This window comes from Micromonospora sp. NPDC002575, from assembly GCF_042889525.1.
In the GTDB taxonomy this organism is placed as follows: Bacteria; Actinomycetota; Actinomycetes; order Mycobacteriales; family Micromonosporaceae; genus Micromonospora; species Micromonospora carbonacea.
Genome location: NZ_JBIARA010000001.1, coordinates 521,094 through 540,847 on the forward strand (window position 1 = coordinate 521,094; position 19,754 = coordinate 540,847).

Below are 19,754 nucleotides of genomic sequence, written 5' to 3' on the forward strand. Positions count from 1 at the left end.
GGCGGACGCCCGCCGGGCCCGCCCGCCCGCTCCTGCCGGCCGACCGTCAGAGGGTGAGCTGCCAGTCGGTCCAGGCGTCGACCGGGCGGAACCCGAGCGCCTCGTTGATGGCGATCATGTGCGTGTTGGCCTGCGCGTTGAAGGTGTCCACCGCGCGCAGCCCCGGCTCGTGGGCGAGCGCGTACCGCAGGTTCTCGACCTTCACGAGCAGCCCGAGCCGGTGGCCCCGGTGCGCCGGGTCGACGATGGTGATCTGCTGCCACGCGTGCCACGGCACGTTGGGGCCGACGTCGATCGTCGTCCAGGCGACCAGCCGTCCGGACGCGGAGTGCACCGCCCCGTGGTGGTAGCGGCGGCGGCCCCGCGCGTCCAGCGCCCGCTCGACGCCCCGGATCCGCTCGACGTCGACCCGCTCCGGCTCCCACTCCATCTCGCCCAGGGGCGCGTCGGCCATCAGCCGGCCGTCGAGGTGGGCGACGTCGGCGACGTACTCCTGCGGGGCCGCACCCTGCCAGCGGACGGTGCGGTAGCCGGCGGCGCGGGACCGGGCCTCGGCCAGCGCCGCGTCGAGCGCGGCCTGGTCGAGCCGGGTGGTGTCGAGGCGGCGGCGGACCTCGGCGAGCACCGCCTGCGCCCCGGTCGTGGCGGCGAACGCCCCGCCGGCGTCGCCGCGCGCCGGCCCGCCGGGCAGGGCCGCGACGGTCGCGCCGATCAGCCGCTTGCGCCCCCGCTCGCGCAGCAGCTCCACGCCGTGCGCGTGCAGCGCCCGGCCGACCCCGCGCCGCCGGTGTGCCGGGTGCACGAGCAGGTCGACGGTGGCGTTGTCGGTGTTGTCGAGCTGCGGCAGGTCGAGGGCGAGGTAGCCGGCCGGCTCGCCGTCGAGCCGGGCCAGCGCCCAGACCGGCACGTTGCCCGGCATCGGGTGCCGGATCGCCGCCTCTAAGCGCCGCCGGCACAGCGGCGGGAAGTCGGGGATGTCCGCCTGGTCGGCGGCGGCCCGGATTCCGTACGCCGCGTCGACCGCGCCCTGGTCCGCCGGGTCGATCGGGGTGATGGTGATGCCCATGGGCCGAGGGTGGCCGGGGAAAGACGATCGGGCCAGCGAATTTCTCCGCTGGCCCGATCGGACGTTGGTCGGGAGGGACGATCGCACAACGCCTCCGGCGTTGGGTCGTAAGAACTTAAAGTCTCCGGCGAAACGCCCTCCCGCACGGAGCATCTTGCGCCGTCCGGTTCCTGCCGTCAAGTCCCCAGCGACGGATTCTTGCGTACGGAGGGCAAAAGGTCGGTTACCCGACGGATCGGCGCGGCCCGCGACTCGGCCGCGACTCGGTGGGCCGCCCGCGATGTCGGCGACATGGGGGTGTCCCGGCGGGCGGGATAGCCCCACGTCGCCGACATGGAGCCGATCAAGCCCCCGACCAACGGGAGGGGGGTCAGCCGAGGAGGCCGGCGTCGCGGGCCGCGCGCAGCGAGGGCTTGATCCGGTGGGTCGGGCCGACCTGGGCGGCGACGGCGTCGATGGTCTTGAGCCCTTCGCCGGTGTTGAACACGACGGTCTCCGCCGTCGGGTCGAGCCGGCCGGACTCGACCAGCTTGCGCAGCACCGCCACGGTCACCCCGCCGGCGGTCTCGGCGAAGATCCCGGTGGTGCGGGCCAGCAGCCGGATGCCGGCGCGGATCTCGTCGTCGTCGACGTGCTCCATCCACCCGCCGGTGCGCCGCACGGCCTCCAGGGCGTAGAGGCCGGCGGCGGGGTCGCCGATGTTGAGTGACTTGGCGATGCCGGTCGGCTTGACCGGGGTGATGGTGTCGGTGTCGGCGTGCAGGGCCGCCGCGATCGGGTTGCAGCCGGCCGACTGCGCCCCGAACACCTTCCAGCCGCCGGCCGGGGCCTCGACGAGGCCGATCTCGACCAGCTCGCTGAACGCCTTGTCGATCTTGGTGAGCAGCTCGCCGCTCGCCATCGGGATGACCACCTGGGCCGGGATCCGCCAGCCGAGCTGCTCGGCCACCTCGTACCCGAGGGTCTTGGAGCCCTCCGCGTAGTAGGGCCGGACGTTGACGTTGACGAAGGCGGTGTCCTCGAACTCGTCGGTCTCCACCAGCTCCCCGCAGAGCCGGTTCACGTCGTCGTACGAGCCGTCGATGGCCACCAGCTCCCCGCCGTAGACGGCCGTGGTGACCACCTTGCCCGGCTCCAGGTCGCTGGGGATGAACACGATCGACGGGACACCGGCGCGGGCCGCGTGGGCGGCGACCGAGTTGGCCAGGTTGCCGGTCGACGCGCAGGCGAACCGGGTGAAGCCGAGCGCCCGGGCGGCGGTGAGCGCCACCGACACCACCCGGTCCTTGAACGAGTGGGTCGGGTTGGCGCTGTCGTCCTTGACCCAGAGCGGGGCGGTGATGCCCAGCTCGGCGGCGAGGTTGCCGGCGGCGACCAGCGGGGTCAGCCCCGGGTCCACGGTCACCCGGCTGGCCGGGTCCTGCCCGGCGGGCAGCAGGGCGGCGTAGCGCCAGAGGTTCTGCGGGCCGGCCTCGATCTGCTCCCGGGTGACCCGGGCCAGGGCCGCCGCGTCGTAGTCGACTTCGAGCGGGCCGAAACACTCGTAGCAGGCGTGCTGCGCGGCGAGCGGGTAGCGCGCCGAACAGGCGCGGCAGACCAGGGCGCGGGCGGGGCTGGCGGTGGTGTCGATGCCGGACGCGGCGAGGGTCGACGTCATGTCGAGGAGGTCCTCTCATCTTTCCCCGCATCGCACCCTGCGGCGGGGACGGAATTGGCACCTGTCCGCGCCGTTCGCCATCGAACGGACGGGTGGTTGCCGGGGCTTCGTCGGGCCGTATCCCTCTGCCCCTCTGGATGAGGTATTCAGTTGTGTCGCCGAGTCTACGGCGGATCGCGGCGACCGCCACCCGATGTTCCCAGCGTATGGGCCGGATTCCGGGTGCCAACTTGGTCACACCGTCGCCCTGCGCACCGCCACCACCACTCACGGCAACCGTCGCCGGGGCTTCCGGAGGGCGGGGTGGCCTGCGGTTTCTAGCCTGACGGCGTGACCCATCCCCCGACGCCCGGCGTGCCCGGGCCGCCCCCGATCCCCGGCCCGGCCGGGCCCACCCCGAAGCCCCGTGGGCCCGGCCGGGCGACCCGTACCGTAATCATCGTGGCCGCCGTGGCGGCGCTGCTCTGCTGCGCCGGCGCGTTCGTCGGCGGCGGCATCTGGTTCTTCCGCACCGTGCAGGGCGCGACCGCGCCCGCCCGGGACGCCGCGACCGCGTACCTCGACGACACCCGGGCCGGCAACTACCCGGCCGCGTACGCCCGGCTCTGCGAGGATCTGCGCAGCCAGTCGACCGAGGAGGAGTTCACTCGGGCCCGGGCGGCCGAGCCGCCCCTGGGCGGCTACCGGGTCACCTCCACCAGGGTGAGCAGCAGCACCGGCGGCCGGTCGCGGGCCGAGGTGACCGTCGCCGCCGCAGGCCGGGAGCAGGTGCTCATCCTGGTCGAGGAGGGCGGCGACTGGCGGGTGTGCGGGGGCCTCTGACCGCCCCACCCGAAGAAACACTCCGCCCGCCCCGTGGCGCCGCCTGGCGATTCTTGGACAGTTCCTGTCTGCCGTGAACGACAACTGTCCAAGGTCGCGGCGTCGCGGGGCGGGCGGTCGGGTCAGGCCGGCACCGAGCGCTTGCTCGGGGCGGGGGCCGCGACGGCCGGCTCCCGGCGGCGGCCCAGCAGGGTGTCGACGGCCCACGTCCCCGGGCCGAGCACCGCGATCAGCACGAACGCCCAGCAGAACAACGCCGACAGCTCACCGCCGTTGCGCAGCGGCAGCAGCCCCTCCGGCTGGTGCACCACGAAGTACGCGTACGCCATCGAGCCGGAGGCGAGCAGCGCAGCGGGGCGGGTGAACAGCCCCGCCAGCACCAGCGCGCCGCAGACCGCCTGGATCAGGGCGGCGTACCAGCCTGGCCAGGTGCCGAGCGGAACCGCCTCGCCCGTTCCTCGCGCGCCGCCGAAGACACCGAACAGCGACGACAGGCCGTGGAACAGGAAGAGCAGGCCAATCACCATGCGGAACAGGGACAGGACGGGGCCGCTGAGCCGGTCAATGTTCATACCACACCTCCAGTGACGCGAGTCAATGCAGTTAGAATGCGGTAAGAATTTGATAAGGTCGATACTTGTCCCTCTCCGTGGGAACGCTCCCACGGCATGTGAGACACAAGGCGTCGCCACCAGCGCGCCCGCTTTTCCTAACCTCCACGAGCCCCGGCGAACGCGGACGTCACGACCCGAGCAAGCCCCTCACGGCCGGGCGCGCAGCACCCCGACCCCGCGCCGATCTTGCACTTCCGGCCCTTGATTTGGGCCTCTTGCCCCTTTTTCCCGGGCCCCAACTGCAAGATCGCGGGGGGCGAGGGGTGGGGGCGAGGGGTGGGGGCGGGGTGGGGTGGAGCGGGGGTCAGCTTGTGACGTCCTTGCGGGTGAAGCGCCAGAAGGCCAGCGACCAGAACAGGGTGGCGTAGGCGATCGCGGAAATGCAGCCACGCACCAGGTCGTCGGTCTGCACCGGCGTCGACAGCAGCCCCAGCCAGGCGTTGGCGTAGTGGGTGGGCAGAAAGGCCCGGATCCCGCCGAGCGCCGTGATCTGGTCGAGAATGCTGGACAGGATCCACAGCAGCACCGCGCCGCCGACCGCGCCGAGCGCCGCGTCCGTGACGACCGAGAGCAGGAACGCGAGCCCGGCCACCGCCAGCAGGACCACCGCCAGGTAGCCGAGCACGGCCAGCAGCCGCAGCAGCCCCTCGCCGGGTTCGAGCTGGGCCGAGACCTGGCTGCGCAGCGGCTCCCAGCCGTACCGCAGGGTGCCGGCGAGCAGGGCGGTGCCGGCGAGCAGCAGCAGGGCCAGCCCCGAGTACGCGAGCGCCACCAGCAGCTTCACCGCCAGCAGCCGGGCCCGGGGCACCGGCACGGCCAGCAGGTAGCGCAGGCTGCCCCAGCTCGCCTCGCTGGCCACCGTGTCGCCGCAGAACAGCGCCACCACCACGACCAGCAGGAACGACGCCGAGACCAGCAGCGAGAAGAGGGTGAAGTTGAGCCCGCCCGAGGTGGCCAGGTCGGCGAGGCTGGAGAACTCGCCCCCGCCGCCGTCGTCGTCGTTGCCCGAGTCGAACTGGAACGCGACCAGCACGATCAGCGGCAGCAGCACCATGAACCCGAGCGCGAGCTGGGTACGCCGCCGCGACGCCTGCCGGCGGAACTCCGCCGCGAACGGCAGGGTCGCCGACGGCCGGTAGCCGGCCGCCGCGCCCACCGTGGAGGACGACTGCGTCATCACCGGTCCCCGCTTCCCCGAGAGTTGTCGCCCACCAGGGCGAGGAACGCGTCCTCCAGGCGGCGGCGCGGCACCACCCGGTCCACCCCGATGCCGGCCCGGACCAGCTCGGCCACCACCTCGCTGCGGGCGGTGCCGTTGGTGTCCACCACGAGTTGCCCCTCGTCGTCGGGCAGCACCCGGACGCCGGCCAGTCGGCCCAGCACGTCGCGCGCCGCGTCGGGGTCGGTCACGTCGAACAGCACGCTCGGCGACTCGCCGACGATCTCCTCCACCGGGCCGGACGCGACGATCCGGCCCTTGTTGACCACCACCGCGTGGGTGCAGGTCTGCTCCACCTCGGCGAGCAGGTGGCTGGAGACCAGCACCGCCCGGCCGTCGGTGGCGTAGCGCTGGAGCACCCGGCGCATCTCGGCGATCTGCGGCGGGTCCAGGCCGTCCGTCGGCTCGTCGAGCACCAGCAGCTCGGGCAGGCCGAGCATGGCCTGGGCGATGGCGAGGCGCTGCCGCATGCCGTGGCTGTACTTGCGGGTCCTGCGGTGCACCGAGTCGCCCAGCCCGGCGATCTCCAGCGCCTCGTCGAAGTGCGCGTCCGCCCACGGCCGGCCGGTGGCCCGCCAGTATGCCTTCAGGTTGTCCAGGCCGGACAGGTGCGGCAGGAAGCCGGGGCCCTCGACCAGCGCGCCGATGCGCGACAGCACCGGCGAGCCGGGCACCAGCCGCCGGCCGAACACGTAGATCTCGCCCGCCGTGGGCTGGGTCAGCCCCATCAGCACCCGCAGGGTCGTGGTCTTGCCCGCGCCGTTGGGCCCGAGCAGGCCGACGACCTGGCCGGGGTGCACCTCGAAGTCGACGTTCGACACGGCGACGAAGCCGTCGGCGTACTCCTTGCGGAGCTGGCGCACGGCCAGCGGCGTGTCCGCGTACTCGGGATGCACGGAGCTGTCCTGGCGGCGGTGCCGGCGGCGGGCGATCAGGACGACCGCGACGAGCCCGACCGCGATGGCGGCCAGCAGCCCGGCCAGCACCCAGCGCCAGACGACGGCCGTGGTGGGGATCGGCGCGCCGGCCACGGTCGGCAGCACGAGCGGGCCGTCGCCGGCCGCCACGGTGTAGACGGCCGGCTCGGCCGGCGTCGTATACGCCTGGTCGGACGTGGCGACCACGACCCGCAGCCGGTGCCCGGCCTCGACCCGGCGCACGATCGCCGGCAGGGTGACCGTGACCGGCTTCGCGGCACCGACGTCGGTCGGCAGGCCGGTGAGCCGGACCGGGGCGACCAGCCCGTTGGGCAGGGTCGCCGCGCCCTGCGGATCGACGTCGTAGAGCTTCACGAACAGCACCGCCTCGCCGCTGGCCGACGCGGCCCGCAGCGTGACGGCCGGCGACCCGGCCACGTCCACCGCCTCGGTCAGCGGCGCGGACTCGAACCGGGCGTGCTGGCCGGGCACGTCGCCGGCCACGCCGCCGAGCAGCGAGCCGAGCGCGCCGGCGAACGGGATCGAGGAGATGGCCGCCGGGTTGCCGTTGGGCGGGTTGGCGACCGGCTGGGCCGGGCCGGTCACCGCGACCTCGCGGCGCGCGTCACCGGCCAGCCCCGGGTAGTCGGTGGTGCGGTAGCCGGTGGCCACCAGGCCGCGGTCGAGGGCGTCGAAACCGGCGATCCGCGAGTACGTGAAGTCGTCGCCGGGGGCCGCCCCCTCGCCCTTGACGTAGTGGTCGAGCCACTGGACGGTCAGGTACTTCACCCGGTCGGAGTCGTTGCGCGGCCCGGCGCCGCCGTCGTGGCCGCCGGTGAACCAGGCCACCCGGACCGGGGTGCCCACGGCGGCGATGCCGCGCGCGTTGGCGTCGGCCTCGGCGAGCGGGAAGAGCGTGTCGGCCTCGCCCTGCACCAGCAGGGTGGGCGCCTTGATCCGGTCGAGCACGCCGGCCGGGCTCGACCGACGGAGCAGGTCCACTGCCGCCTGGTCGCCCCGCCCGGTGGTGGCGATCCGCAGGTACGCGGCGCAGACGTCGGCGGCGAACCGGCCGCAGGACGGATCGGCGGCCCCGGTCGGCGCGCGCCCGGAGCCGGTGCCCGGCCCGGCACCCGGCGCGGGGCTCGGCGGCCCCGCCGACGCCGGGTCGCCCTCGGGCTGGGCGGCGGAGGTGCCGGAGAGCCCGGCCGGGCCGGATCCGGCGTTTCCGCCGCCGCCGAAGAACAGCCCCGCCCAGCCCTTCTTGAACACGCCGGAGGTGGCGGGCCCGCCGGTGCTCTCCGGCAGGAACGCGCGGGACAGGTCGTTCCAGGTGATCATGGGAACGATCGCGTCGACCCGCTGGTCCTGCGCCGCGAGCAGCAGGGCGAGGCCGCCGCCGTACGAGCCGCCGACCACCCCGACCCGGGGGTCACCGGCGGCGTCGGTGCGCACCTCGGGGCGGGCGGCCAGCCAGTCCAGCAGCCGCTGCGCGTCCCGGACCTCGTGGTCGGGGCTGTCCAGGTGGATCTGGCCGCCGCTGCGGCCGAAGCCGCGCGCGGTCCAGGCGAGGACCGCGTAGCCCTGGCCGGCCAACTCCTCGGCGTCGGAACGGACCGACTCCTTGGTGCCGCCGAAGCCGTGCGCGAGCAGCACCGCCGGCACCCGGCGATCCGCCGAAGCGCCGTCGGGCAGGTAGAAGGTGGTGTCCAGGTCGACCGGCTCGTCGCCGGCCGGCCCGGAGCGCACGGTGATCATGGCAGGCTCGGCGCGGAAGCCCGCCTCGCCGGGCCGCGCGGCCCAGAGCACGGCGGCGGCCAGCAGCACGACCGCCACCGAACCGGCGACGATCCGGCGGGGGCGGGTGGCCAGGGCCCGTCGGACCGGTGCGGCCGACAACGGCGATCTCATGCGGCAACGGTACGGTGCGGATCCTGAGCGTTCGCTGAGATCCTCCGTACGTCCGTCCGGTCCGGCCGATCGGCGACCTCCTGTGATCGTTTGCGCAGCTTCCGGCGCATCCCAGCGAGACGAATTCGGATCACGTGAATTCCGATGTTCGACCGAAATCGCACCCGATCGGCCCATCTCCGCCGGACGGTCGCCACCCAGGGTGCCACACCGGTCGACAGCAGGTGACATCGCTCGTAGTGACGCAAAACTGACCGGCTGACGGCTCTGCGTGCCGGTGCCCGTCCGCTAGTTTTCCGGTCCGGTGAACGGGACTGCTCGCCAGGACCGGCGCCTGCCCATGCCCGCCGTCGCCGGAGGAGAACCCATGACCGTCCCCGCGCAGCGGGGCCCCCGACGGCCCAACCGGACCGGCCGCGTCCTGCCGCTGGTGCTCGTGGTGGCGCTCCTCGCCCCAGTGGCGTTCCTCTTCGTGCAGCAGCGCCGCCACAGCGGCGAGGAACGCGACCTCATGGTCCGCGAGCGACTCGGCGTGGAGTACCTGCGCGTCCTCGGCCCCCTGACCCTCGCCCTGGTCGACGCGCAGTCCGCCGCCGTGGCCAGCCGGACCGTGTCCCGGGAGTCGCTCGCCCAGGCGGTGCAGGACGTCGCCGCCGCGGACGTCCGCCTCGGCGACGAGCTGCGCACCCACGAGCGGTGGACCGGGCTGCGGGCCAAGCTGGAGGCGCTGCCCGAGAAGGGGCTGACCGACCCGCAGGCGACCTTCGCCGCGTACGGCGAGGCCACCGACCTGCTGCTGGCCCTGCACCGCAAGGTACGCGAGTCCTCCGGGCTGGTCCGGGACCGGCAGGCCGACTCGTACTACCTCCAGGACGCGATCAGCGACGAGCTGCCCGAATCACTCGTGGCGACCGGCCGGCTCGGCGACCTGGCCGCCGTCGCCGCCGAGCTGCCGGACGCCCAGCGCATCGCCATGGTGTCCCAGCTCGGCGCCCTGTGGACGAGCGCGATCAGCCCCGCCAACGACCTGATCAACAACCTGCGCGCGGCCGTGGACAGCACGGACAGCACCAAGCTCGGCGCGAACGTGCTCGCCCCGCTGGACACCTACCAGCGCTCCATCGAGCGGCTCGGCGCGCTCGCCGCCCCGACCTCGTCGGCCCGGTTGCAGGACGAGGCGGCGACCGCCCGCGCCCTCACCAACCTCATCGCCGCCCGCACCGCCGCTCAGGAGGCCGCCAGGCAGCTCCAGCCCGTCATCCTCGACGAGTTGGACGCGCTGCTGGCCGGCCGGATCGACCAGGTCGACCGGGACCGCCGGCTCACCGCCGGGGCAACCGTCCTGGCCGTCCTGCTGCTCGGCGCGCTCGGCGCCCTGCTGGTCACCGCCCGCCGCGACCGGCGGGCCGGGCGGGACCGCCGGCCGGCCGCCGGGGACGCCAGCCCGCCGGCAGACGAGACCGGCCGGGACACCCCGGCCGGGAACACGCCGGCCGGCACGCTCGCCCCGGTCGAGCCCCGGATGCTCCAGCCGGCCGGGCAGGGCCGCGCCGCCGACGCCGAGCGGTGGGGGCCCTTCGATGCTCGCTAGGCTCCGCATCCGGGGCAAGCTCGCCCTGCTGGTGATCGTCCCGCTGCTCAGCATGGTCGGGCTCGCCGTGCCGATCGTCCTCGACCGGGTCGCCGCCGCCGGGCGGGCAGCGGACACCGCCGAGGCCGTCCGGGTGGCCAGCCGGGTCGGCACCCTGGTGCAGGATCTCCAGCAGGAGCGGCTGCTCTCCGTCGGTCTGCTGCTCGGCCGGGCACCCCGCACCGAGGTGATCCAGAAGTCGGCCGCCGTGGACGACCGGGTCGCCGACATCCGCGCCGAGCTGGGCGGCCAGCTCACCGACCGGGTCAGGCTCGCCCTCGACCAGGTGCGGGGGCTCGCCGCCGTACGGGCCGCCGTGCTCGCCGGCCGGGCCACCCCGGCCCAGGTCATGGACGCCTTCGGCCCGCTCGCCCTGGAGCTGATCGACTCGCTGCGGCTGACCTGGCAGGTGGACACCACCACCCCGGTCGGTCAGCAGGTGCTCGCCCTGGACGGGCTGCTGCGCGCCGACGAGAGCCTGGGCGCGTGCGCCACCCTGATCGTCCTGGTCAAGGAAACCAGCGACCCGAAGGCGGTCGCCAGCTACATCGCCTGCATGGCCGCGCTGAGCGTGGACACCGACCGGTTCCGCAGCCTCGTGACCCCCGAGCAGTTGGAGCTGGCCCTGCTGGACGACGCGGCGGTGGCCGCCCGGACCGGCCCGACGTTCATCGTCGACAGCGAGAAGGACCCGGTGGCCGCCCTCAGCACGGTGCCGCTGGACACCCTCTTCCCCTCCGTCCAGTCGATGATCACCCTCGGCCAGTTCGTGGAGAAGAAGATCGCCGCGGACGTCACCACGCAGGTGCGCGCGCAGGAGCAGCGGGAACTCACCGCCGCCTGGGTGGTCGGCGTCACGGCGGTCCTGGTCATGCTCCTCGTGGTGCTGCTCAGCATGGCGGTGGCCCGGCTGGTCGCCCGCCCGCTGACCCGGCTCACCCGTTCCGCCGAACGGGTCGCCCGGGCCGCCGAGGCGGAGCTGGTGCGCGTCACCGACGACGAGACCGAGAACGTCCCGCCGATCCGCCTCGACCCGGTCGACGTCCGGGGCCACGACGAGATCGGCGACCTGGCGCGCGCGTTCGAGCGCGTGCAGGACACCGCCGCTCGGCTGGTGGAGCGGCAGGTCGCCGGCCGGCGCAACGTGGCGCAGATGTTCGGGCACGTCGGGCGACGTACGCAGAACCTGGTGAGCCGGCAGCTCGCGCTCATCGACCGGCTGGAGCAGCAGGAGACCGACCCCGGACGGCTGGAGCACCTCTACCGGCTGGACCACGTCTCCAGCCGGCTGCGCCGCAACGCGGGCAGCCTCGTGGTGCTCTCCGGCTCGACCGGCGCCGACGGGCACGTGGCCCCGGTGCCGCTGACCGACGTGGTCCGGCTCGCGCTCGGTGAGATCGAGGACTACACCCGGGTCGACGTGCAGGTCCCGCCCGGGGTGTCGGCGGCGCCGTCCACCGTGGGTGACCTGGTGCTGGCGCTGGCCGAGCTGATGGAGAACGCCACCGTCTTCTCCCCTCCGCACACGAGGGTGGTGGTCACCGCCGCCCCGACCGGGCACGGCATGCGGCTGTCCGTGGTGGACCACGGCATCGGAATGGCCGAGGAGCGGCTGGCCGAGGAGAACTCCCGACTCACCCGCCGGGAACGGCTCGACCTCGCCCCGACCGAGGTGCTCGGCCTCTTCGTGGTGGGCCGGCTCGCCCGCCGGCACGGGTGGACGGTGGACCTCGCCCCGACCAGCGGCGGCGGGGTCACCGCCCGGCTGGAGGTGCCGTCGGCGCTGCTGGTCGTACCGCCCGCCGACCAGGGCGGGGCCGCGACGACCGGGACGACCTCGCCGGACCGGCCGGGCAGCACCGCCCGCCCGCAGCCGGCCGGTTCCGGCCGGGCGCTGACCGCCGTCGCCGCCGCGCCCCACCCCGCGCCCGCCGGCAAGCCGGTGGACGGGCTGGTGGACGGGGCCGTGGCGCTCGGCGTGGCGCTCGGCGTGGACCGTGAGCTGCTCACCCGCGCCACCCGGTCGATGGAGTCGGGCGACCCCTGGAACGCCTTCGGGGCGGTCGCGGAGCCGCCGACCGCCACGTCCGGCCGGGCGGGCACCCCCACCCTGGACGCCCCGCCGGCCGTCGGCGGCACTCCGGTCGCGCCCGCCGCCGCTCCCCCGGCGGCCCCCGGCCCGGTCCGGCCGTCCCGTGCCGTCGGTCCGGTCGGCGGGGCCGGCGGCACACCGGTCCTGCCGGCGCGGTCCCGGGGCGCATCCTTCCCGGCCGGCCCGCAGCCCGGCGGCCAGCCGGCCGGCCCGACGCCGCAGCCCGGCGGGCTGGGCGGGACGCTGCGGGGCGCGTCCGGCATCCGCCAGCGGGTGCCCGGCGCGAGCCTGCCCCACACCGGCCGGGTGGTCGGCCCGGTGGACGCCACCACCGCCGACCCGGCCGCCGCCCGTGCGCTGGTCGAGGAGTTCGAAGCCGGGGTACGCCGGGCCGAACTGCACCCTCCGGCGGTGGCCCGCCCGACGATGGCCCGCCCGACGGCGGCTCATCCGACGGCGGCGGCCCCCGTGGCTGCTCCCCCGACGGCGGCAGCTCCCCTGCTCGCTGAGCCTCCCCGGCTGACCCGGCGGGTCCCCGGCGCCAACCTGGCCGTCCCGCCACCCAGGCCCGCTCCCCCGTCCGACCCCGGCGACCCGGGAGAGGTGCGCGACCTGATCAACCAGTTCGAGGCGGGCGTCGCCCGCGCGCTGCGTGAAGCCCGTCCAGACCGCCGCTACGAAGAGGGATCAACACGGTGACCAGCCCGTACCTGCACGAGAACGTCGAGCACCAGCACCCCACCGACCTCAGCCCCGAGGCCCGCACGTTCAACTGGCTGCTGGACTCGTTCACGTCCAGCACCGCCGGCGTGATGGAGGCGATCGCGGTCTCCTCCGACGGGCTGCTGATGGCCATGTCGGCGATCAAGGACCGGTCCAACTCCGAACGCCTCGCCGCCGTGGTCTCCGGCATGACGAGCCTCGCCGGCGGCGCGGCGAGCTGGTACGCCCTCGGCGGCCTGAACCGGGTGATCGTCGACATGGCCGACGGCTACCTGCTGATCAGCTCGATCAGCGCCGGCTCGGTGCTCGGGGTGGTGGCCGACCGGTCGGCGAACCTCGGCACCGTGGCGTACGAGATGACCCTCTTCGCCGGGCGGGCCGGCGGCGCCCTCACCCCGCGACTGATCGCCGAGCTGAAGAACGCCGTACAGCAGTGAGCCCGGAGGTCGCCGGCACCGGGCCGGATCCGGAACCCGTCGTCCGGATCCGGCCCTACCTGCGGGCGCAGCCCTCCGGCGACGGCGGGCCGGGCGGCCCGCCAGGGGGGTCGGGCGGCTTCCCGGGCGGCCCTCCCGGGTATCCCGGCGGCCCGGGCGGCGCTCCCGGCCTCCCCGACGCCGCACCAGGCTTCCCCGGCTACCCCGGTGCCGTGCCCGGCTATCTCGGGGACGTGCCCGGCTATCCCGGAGACGTGGCCGGCTATCCCGGGGACGTGGCCGGCTATCCCGGGGACGTGGCCGGCTTCTCGGGCTTCCCCGGCCACGGCCCGGCCGGCAGCCCGGGCAGCGACCTTCCCGGCAGGCTGGACGCCCCCGATCCGCAACTGCCGGCCGGACCACGCCCGTTCGTGCTGACCTCCGGCAGGGTGGCCGGGGTGGACCCGGCGATCAGCCTGGAGACCCAGGTGACCGCCCGGCCCGGCCCCGGCGTCCGGGGCACGGGGCCGGTCTCCCGGCTCGCCCCCGAACTCCAGGCGATCATCACGCTCTGCGGAGAACCGATCTCCGTGGCGGAGATCTCGGCCCGGACCCGGCTGCACTTCGGAGTCACCCGGGTCCTGGTCGGTGACCTCCGGGCCGCCGGCTACCTCGACGTGCACGTCAGCACCGCCAACGACGCCCTTGACCCCGACATCATCCTGCGAGTGATTGATGGACTCCGTGCGATCTCCTGAATGGCCGCCGGCCCCGCTGAGCGGGCTCTCCGCCAACAGCGCCGCCGCCCGCTACGGCGCCCCGGGTGCCACGCCGGCCACCGGACGCGCCACCCCACCGACCACCACCCCGGCACCGCCGGCCGGGCTGCGGCACGGCACGCCGGACGCCGGCCCGGGGCGCTCCGCGCCGCCGATCCCGGTCAAGATCCTCGTCGCCGGCGGGTTCGGGGTGGGCAAGACCACCACGGTCGGGGCCATCTCGGAGATCGCGCCGCTGACCACCGAGGCGGAGATGACCAGCGCCGGGATCGGCATCGACGACCCCGGCGCGCGGTCGGGCAAGACCACCACCACGGTGGCGATGGACTTCGGCTGCGTCACGATCGACCGCAGCCTCAAGCTCTACCTCTTCGGCACGCCGGGCCAGAACCGCTTCGGATTCATGTGGGACGACCTGGCCCGGGGGGCGCTCGGCGCCCTGGTGGTGGTGGACAGCTCGCGGCTGGACGACTGCTATCCCGCGGTCGACTTCTTCGAGCGGGCCGGGCTGCCGTTCGTCGTCGGGGTGAACGCCTTCGACGGCAAGCTGGCCGTCGACCTTCCCTCGATCCGGTGGGCCCTGGCCATCTCCGACCAGGTTCCCCTGGTGCAGTTCGACGCCCGGGACCGGCTCTCGGTGCGGGACGCCCTGCTGGTCGTCCTGGACCGGGCGCTGGACCGGGCCACCCGGGACTGAACCCGCCCGGTTCGGCCCACACGCGGAAGGGGGTGGCGACATGAGAGGTGATCTCGACGAGACACTGGCCCGGCTCGCCCGGCGCGAGGAGGCGCTCCGCCGCCGGGAGGCCGACCCGGGAGACGAGGCCGGCCCGCAACCGGCGGACGCCCTGCCGCGCCAGACGGGCGGCGTCCCGGCCCTGCCCGCCGTGCCGGCCCTCGCCGCTGCGGCCGACGCCGCCGTGCCAACCCTCGCGCCTCCGGCCGACACCGCCGGGCCGACCCTCGCCCCCTTGGCCGGTGCCGCCGGGCGGGACCCGGTCGACGAGGTGGCCGAGGCCGTCGCCCGGGTGGTGGCGGCGCACCCCGGCATGGCGGTCGTGCTGCGGGTGGAGCACGCCGGGCAGGCGTACCCGCTGCGGGTCGGCTGGTTGGATGGGCGGGTGACGGTCGGCGCGGAGGCCGCGACCGTACCGCCTCCGGTGTGGCCGCTGACGGTCAAGGCCGTGCCGGCGTGGCCGGCCGACGCCGACCGGCTGAAGGTGGACCCGGCGGCCCGGCTGGCGGAGCTGATCCGGCGCGACCCGTCGCTGCTCGACGGCACCGACCCCTGACGCCGCCCCATCCTGCCCGCCCGCCTGGCGGCTGGCGGTGTGAGAGGGGAACCCTTCTCTACCGTAGGCGTTAACAGGGGGCCCTTCCTTGCAGCTAACCTCGGGCGATGGCCGCACCCGCACCACCCGACCTGACCCTCGTCGCCAGCCTGCGACCGGCCGCGCTCGACGGCCGGCGGGGCGTGGTGCGGCTGCACCCGGAGGTGTTGACGGCGCTCGCGCTGCGCCCCGGCGACCCGGTGCGGCTCGCCGGCCGCCGGGTGACCGCCGGGATCGTCGCGCCGGCCGGGCCGGCCGCGAGCACGGCGCTGCTCTACGCCGACGACCTGCTGCTGGGCAACCTGGGCGTACGCGACGGCGGGCAGGTCACGGTGAGCCGCGCGCCGGTGGTCCCGGCGCGCCGGGTGACCCTGACCGGGCCGGTGCAGGTCACCGCGGCGGTCTCCCCCGAGATGCTCCGCCTCGCGCTGCTCGGCAAGGTGGTCACCGTCGGCGACGACGTCTCGCTGCTGCCGCAGGACGTGCTGCCGGACGCCTCGGTGCGCGCCCTCGTGGCGGCGGCCCGGCACCGCCTTTCCACCACCGTCGGGTACGCCTGGACGAGCACCCTGCTCACCGTGGCCGCCGCCGAGCCGGGCGACGCCGCGCTGGTCACCATGGACACCGTGGTCGGCTGGGAGCACGGGCCGGCCACCCGGGCCGGCGGCTCGGCCGGTCCCGCCCACGCCCCCGCGCCCGCCCGCGCCACCGGCCCCGGGCCGGACGCGACCGGCTCCGACGGGCAGGCCGCCGACGGCGACGGCGCCGGGGCGGAGGCCGCGCCCGCCGTGGACGAGCTGCCGGGGCTGCGGGCGCAGGCGCAGGAGCTGATCGAGCTGCTCGACCTCGGGTTCCACCACCGGGAGGTGCTGGGCCGGCTGGGCACCGCCGTGTCGCTCGGGGTGCTGGTCGCCGGGCCCGCCGGATCGGGCAAGTCCGCGCTGGTCCGGGCGGTCGCCGCCCGGGTGGGCGCCCGGGTCCGCCCGCTCTGGGCGCCCGAGCTGGCCGCGCTCGCCAACGACGCGGCGGCCCGACGGCTGCGCGCCGCCGCCGACGAGGTACGCGGCGACGGCCCCGCCGTGCTGCTGGTCACCGACGTGGAGGCGCTCGCCCCGGCCGACGACGCCGGCCCGGTGGCCACGGTGTTCCGCCAGGTGCTCGCCGAGACCGTCCGGGCCGGGGTGGCCGTGGTCTGCACGACCAGCCGCCCCGAGGCCGTCAACCCCGGGCTGCGCGCCCCGGACCTGCTGTCGCTGCGGATCACCGTGCCGCTGCCCGATCAGGCGCTGCGCCGGGAGCAGCTCACCGTGCTGACCCGCCAGGTGCCCCTGGCCGAGGACGTCCGGCTGGACGAGGTCGCCGGGCGTACCCCCGGGTTCGTCGCCGCCGACCTGGCGGCGTTGGTGCGGGAGGCCGGGGTGCGGGCGGCGCTGCGGCAGAAGGCGGCCGACGCGCCGACGGTGGCGATGGCCGACTTCGCCGCCGCCCTGGAGGTGGTCCGGCCGACGACGATGGCCGCGTCCACGCTGGAGCTGGCGGACGTCACCCTCGACGACGTCGGGGACATGGTCGAGGTCAAGCAGACGCTTACCGAGTCGGTGCTGTGGCCGCTGACCTACCCGGACACGTTCGCCCGGCTGGGCGTGCAGCCGCCGCGCGGGGTGCTGCTCTACGGGCCGCCCGGCTGCGGCAAGACGTACCTGGTGACCGCGCTCGCCGGTTCCGGGCGGGCCAACGTCCTCTCGGTGAAGGGCGCGGAGCTGCTGTCGAAGTGGGTCGGCGAGAGCGAACGGGCGGTCCGGGAGCTGTTCCGCCGGGCCCGGGAGGCCGCCCCGACGCTCATCTTCCTCGACGAGGTGGACGCGCTCGCCCCGGTACGCGGGCAGGCCAGCGACGGGGGCACCACCGACCGGGTGGTCGCCGCCCTGCTCACCGAGCTGGACGGGGTGGAGTCGCTGCGCAACGTGGTGGTGGTCGGGGCGACCAACCGCCCGGACCTGGTGGACCCGGCGCTGCTGCGCCCGGGCCGGCTGGAGCGGCTGGTGTACGTGCCGCCGCCGGATGGGGACGCCCGCGCCGAGATCCTGCGCGCCGCCGCCCGCAACGTCCCGTTCGCCGACGACGTCGACCTCGCCGCGCTGGGCGGCGGGCTGGACGGCTTCTCGGCGGCGGACTGCGCGGCGCTGGTGCGGGAGGCGGCGCTCGCCGCGATGCGCGAGTCGCTGACCGCGTCGACGGTCACGGCCGCGCACGTCGAGGCGGCCCGGCAGCGGGTCCGCCCGTCGCTCGACCCGGCGCAGGTCGCCTGGCTGGCCGCGTACGCGCAGGCGCGCGACGCGCGCTGAGGCCCGCGCCCCGCCGAGGGCACCGGTGCGGGGCGGCTCAGAAGGCGGGCGGGATGGCGTCGAGGGAGATCTCCGCACGCACGGCGTCGCCGTCGTCGATCAGCTTCGCGCCGCACCTGCGCAGCACCGACACGGCACCGGCGTTGTCCCGGGTGGTCTCCGCCACCACCGTGTGCATCCCGGCCGCCGCGGCGAGGTCGAGCAGCTCGCGCAGGGCCGCCGCGCCCACGCCCTGGCCCCGGGCGGAGCGGCCGAGCCAGATCCCCGTCTCGACCGTCCCCGGCTCGGCGCGGCGGGTCATCCGGATCATGCCCAGCACCTCGCCGCCGACGAGCACCGCGTACATGGCGGTCTGGGTGGGGCCGTCGAGGCCCGCCATGCCCGTGCGGTAGTAGTCCCGGAACGCCTCCCGCCGGGCGTGCGACCAGCCGGCCGGCGCGTCGACCGGGGGCATCACGTCGTCGGGCTCGGCCTCGGCGACCGCCACCGAGAGCAGCGGCTCCAGGTTCCGTTCGTCCACCGGCTCTAACCGGACCGTCTTCGTCACGTGCCGAAGTCTGCCGTCCCGCACCCGCCCGAGTCCACCCTTTGGCCCCCGTCCACCGGTCCGGCAGCAGCTACGAGCCGGTCGGCGAGCCGGCCGCGGCCCGACCGGGGCCGAACTCGCAGAGGACGACGGAGGCGTCGTCGGTGGCCTTGTGCCGGCGCAGCCGGTCCGGCCGGTCGCGCTCGGCGGCGCGGACCCGGTCGAGGAGCGCGCCGGGCCCCTCGGCGGCGACCAGGTCCAGCAGGCTCGCCCAGTCGAGGAGCCCGAACTGCTCGACGGCGCAGGAGGCACCGTCGGTGAGCAGGGCCGCCCGGCGCAGGCCGCCCGGACCGCGCAGCGGCTCCGTGCCGGTGATCGCGTGGTACGCGGCGTCGGGGTCGGCGGCGGCGACCCAGTAGCCGTGCGTGCGGTTCATCCGCTCCCGCTGCACCGTCACGGCCCGCCGGAACCGGGTGAGCGGGTCGTCACCAGAGCCTGCGGGCAGGGCGTGCGCCGTGCGGCGCAGGTCGGCCACCGCGTCCTCCAGCCGGTCGTCGGTGACCGCGCGCACCCGGCCGCCGACGTCGAGCACCAGCGGGCTGTCGCAGAGCACGAGCCAGTCCACCTCCTCGCCGCTCTCCCGCAGGAGGCAGACGGTGGACGACGGCGTGCCGGGATGGTCGAGGTCGCAGTCGACGCCGTGGTCGGCCCGTACCGCGAGGATCGCCGCCGCGAGGGTGCTCGCCAGGGTGGCCGCGGGCCGGGCGGCGGCGGCCAGCCCGATCCGGGCGGCGAGGTGCCGGACGTACCAGGCGGGGGAGTGCACGCAGCCGGTGGCGAAGCCCTCGGGCACGGTCGCGCCGTCCAGCACGCCGACCAGCGGCCCGAACTGGAAGACCAGGTCCTCGTTGACGGCCTGGCCGGGCGCCGGCGCGGACGCCGAGCGGACCCGCATCGTCGGCCCGGCCGACCCGGCGCGGGTGCCCGGCGCGACCGCCGCCTCCGCCGGGGTGGTCGCCCGCCCGGCCGTCGCGGTCCGCCCGGGTCGGGCGTCCCCGGCCGGTACGCCCCGGTGCGCTGCCGCCATCCGCCGCTCCCTCCGCCGGCTCGATTGTGCCCGGGATCGGGGGGCCGGGGAGAGGGTTTGCGCGGTCAGCGCCGCCGGTTGCGAGCCCGGGAGGAGCGCAACCGGCGCAGCCGGCCCACGAGGACCGGTTCGGCGGCCAGCGCGGCCGGATTGTCCAGCAGCCCGTTGAGCAGTTGGTAGTAGCGCGTCGCGGAGAGGCCGAAGGTGTCCCGGATCGCCTGCTCCTTGGCCCCCGCGTGCCGCCACCACTGCTGCTCGAAGGCGAGGATGCGCGCTTCCCGCTCGGTGAGGCCGGGGACGGCGGCGGGCTCGCCCGGGGCGGCTCCGGGTTCGTCGTCTCCGGCCTCGGGCCCGGCACCGACGGGTTCGGGCTCGGGTGCGGCGGTTCCGGGTGCGACGTGGGCGCCCGGGGCGGGGGCGGCGGACTCCGGCGCGGACCGGGGTGGGGGGACGGTGACGCCCTCCCGGGTGCCCGTCGTCCCCCGGCCGCCGGGGCGCGCCGGCTCGGGCCGGTCGGTCTCGGCCGGGGCGGCGTCGGCAGGCGGCATGGCGGTCCTCACGCGGGCGGGCGAAGGGCCGGCGGAGCCACGCCGGCCCGGGGATCCCCAGCCTAACCAGG

Annotated in this window: 16 protein-coding genes and 1 riboswitch; of the genes, 8 read left to right on the plus strand and 8 right to left on the minus strand. The window is 75.7% G+C overall.

Annotated elements, in window-relative coordinates; translation table 11 throughout:
* Positions 1-46: 46 nt before the first annotated feature.
* A complete protein-coding gene (locus ACFYWL_RS02385; RefSeq protein ID WP_386966156.1) occupies positions 47-1,066 on the minus strand; it encodes a GNAT family N-acetyltransferase in 1,020 nt (339 codons plus the stop codon).
* Between the two features lie 370 nt (positions 1,067-1,436).
* Entirely contained in the window at positions 1,437-2,723 is a 1,287-nt protein-coding gene (gene thrC, locus ACFYWL_RS02390) for a threonine synthase (RefSeq protein ID WP_386966159.1), read from the minus strand.
* A gap of 12 nt (positions 2,724-2,735) precedes the next feature.
* Positions 2,736-2,867, minus strand: a riboswitch (SAM riboswitch).
* Positions 2,868-3,053: 186 nt separating this feature from the next.
* On the opposite strand from thrC, the gene ACFYWL_RS02395 reads away from it, so the two are divergent.
* Positions 3,054-3,545 (plus strand): hypothetical protein, encoded by a 492-nt coding sequence (locus tag ACFYWL_RS02395; protein WP_386966162.1) that lies wholly within the window; start codon positions 3,054-3,056, stop codon positions 3,543-3,545.
* 122 nt (positions 3,546-3,667) lie between these two features.
* Here ACFYWL_RS02395 and ACFYWL_RS02400 read toward each other — a convergent pair whose 3' ends face one another.
* The 3 genes from ACFYWL_RS02400 to ACFYWL_RS02410 form a co-directional block, all read right to left on the minus strand.
* Positions 3,668-4,117 carry a DoxX family protein gene (locus tag ACFYWL_RS02400; protein ID WP_386966164.1) on the minus strand — a complete coding sequence of 150 codons (450 nt, stop codon included), beginning with the start codon at positions 4,115-4,117 and terminating at the stop codon, positions 3,668-3,670.
* A 346-nt stretch (positions 4,118-4,463) separates the two neighbouring features.
* The gene (locus ACFYWL_RS02405; RefSeq protein WP_386966166.1) at positions 4,464-5,336 is read right to left on the minus strand and encodes an ABC transporter permease subunit; all 873 of its coding nucleotides are present in this window, start codon (positions 5,334-5,336) and stop codon (positions 4,464-4,466) included.
* Positions 5,336-8,206, minus strand: a complete 2,871-nt coding sequence (locus ACFYWL_RS02410; RefSeq protein ID WP_386966169.1) for an alpha/beta fold hydrolase — start codon at positions 8,204-8,206, stop codon at positions 5,336-5,338. The genes ACFYWL_RS02405 and ACFYWL_RS02410 overlap by 1 nt, the downstream gene beginning before the upstream one ends.
* Positions 8,207-8,573: 367 nt before the next feature.
* Between ACFYWL_RS02410 and ACFYWL_RS02415 the strand changes: the two genes are divergently transcribed.
* From ACFYWL_RS02415 to ACFYWL_RS02445, 7 genes are all read left to right on the plus strand, one after another.
* A complete protein-coding gene (locus ACFYWL_RS02415) occupies positions 8,574-9,797 on the plus strand; it encodes a hypothetical protein (RefSeq protein WP_386966172.1) in 1,224 nt (407 codons plus the stop codon).
* Complete coding sequence (locus tag ACFYWL_RS02420) at positions 9,787-12,627, plus strand: nitrate- and nitrite sensing domain-containing protein (RefSeq protein WP_386966173.1); 2,841 nt, start codon at positions 9,787-9,789, stop codon at positions 12,625-12,627. The genes ACFYWL_RS02415 and ACFYWL_RS02420 overlap by 11 nt, the downstream gene beginning before the upstream one ends.
* Complete coding sequence (locus tag ACFYWL_RS02425) at positions 12,624-13,088, plus strand: roadblock/LC7 domain-containing protein (protein WP_386966175.1); 465 nt, start codon at positions 12,624-12,626, stop codon at positions 13,086-13,088. The genes ACFYWL_RS02420 and ACFYWL_RS02425 overlap by 4 nt, the downstream gene beginning before the upstream one ends.
* Positions 13,089-13,384: 296 nt before the next feature.
* The gene (locus ACFYWL_RS02430; protein WP_386966745.1) at positions 13,385-13,825 is read left to right on the plus strand and encodes a DUF742 domain-containing protein; all 441 of its coding nucleotides are present in this window, start codon (positions 13,385-13,387) and stop codon (positions 13,823-13,825) included.
* Positions 13,803-14,543: an ATP/GTP-binding protein gene (locus ACFYWL_RS02435; protein WP_386966177.1), complete on the plus strand. Its 741-nt coding sequence runs from the start codon at positions 13,803-13,805 to the stop codon at positions 14,541-14,543. The genes ACFYWL_RS02430 and ACFYWL_RS02435 overlap by 23 nt, the downstream gene beginning before the upstream one ends.
* A gap of 40 nt (positions 14,544-14,583) precedes the next feature.
* Positions 14,584-15,138, plus strand: coding sequence for a hypothetical protein (locus ACFYWL_RS02440; RefSeq protein ID WP_386966179.1), 555 nt, complete (start codon positions 14,584-14,586; stop codon positions 15,136-15,138).
* A 107-nt stretch (positions 15,139-15,245) separates the two neighbouring features.
* Positions 15,246-17,522, plus strand: a complete 2,277-nt coding sequence (locus ACFYWL_RS02445) for an AAA family ATPase (protein WP_386966182.1) — start codon at positions 15,246-15,248, stop codon at positions 17,520-17,522.
* A 37-nt stretch (positions 17,523-17,559) separates the two neighbouring features.
* Here the strand turns inward: ACFYWL_RS02445 and ACFYWL_RS02450 are convergent, their stop codons facing one another.
* The 3 genes from ACFYWL_RS02450 to ACFYWL_RS02460 all read right to left on the minus strand — a co-directional run bounded on the left by ACFYWL_RS02450 (position 17,560) and on the right by ACFYWL_RS02460 (position 19,683).
* Entirely contained in the window at positions 17,560-18,069 is a 510-nt protein-coding gene (locus ACFYWL_RS02450) for a GNAT family N-acetyltransferase (protein WP_386966184.1), read from the minus strand.
* Positions 18,070-18,139: 70 nt separating this feature from the next.
* On the minus strand, positions 18,140-19,135 hold the full coding sequence (locus ACFYWL_RS02455) for a hypothetical protein (RefSeq protein WP_386966186.1): 996 nt from the start codon (positions 19,133-19,135) through the stop codon (positions 18,140-18,142).
* A 65-nt stretch (positions 19,136-19,200) separates the two neighbouring features.
* Positions 19,201-19,683, minus strand: coding sequence for a DUF3263 domain-containing protein (locus ACFYWL_RS02460; protein WP_386966189.1), 483 nt, complete (start codon positions 19,681-19,683; stop codon positions 19,201-19,203).
* Positions 19,684-19,754 lie beyond the last annotated feature (71 nt).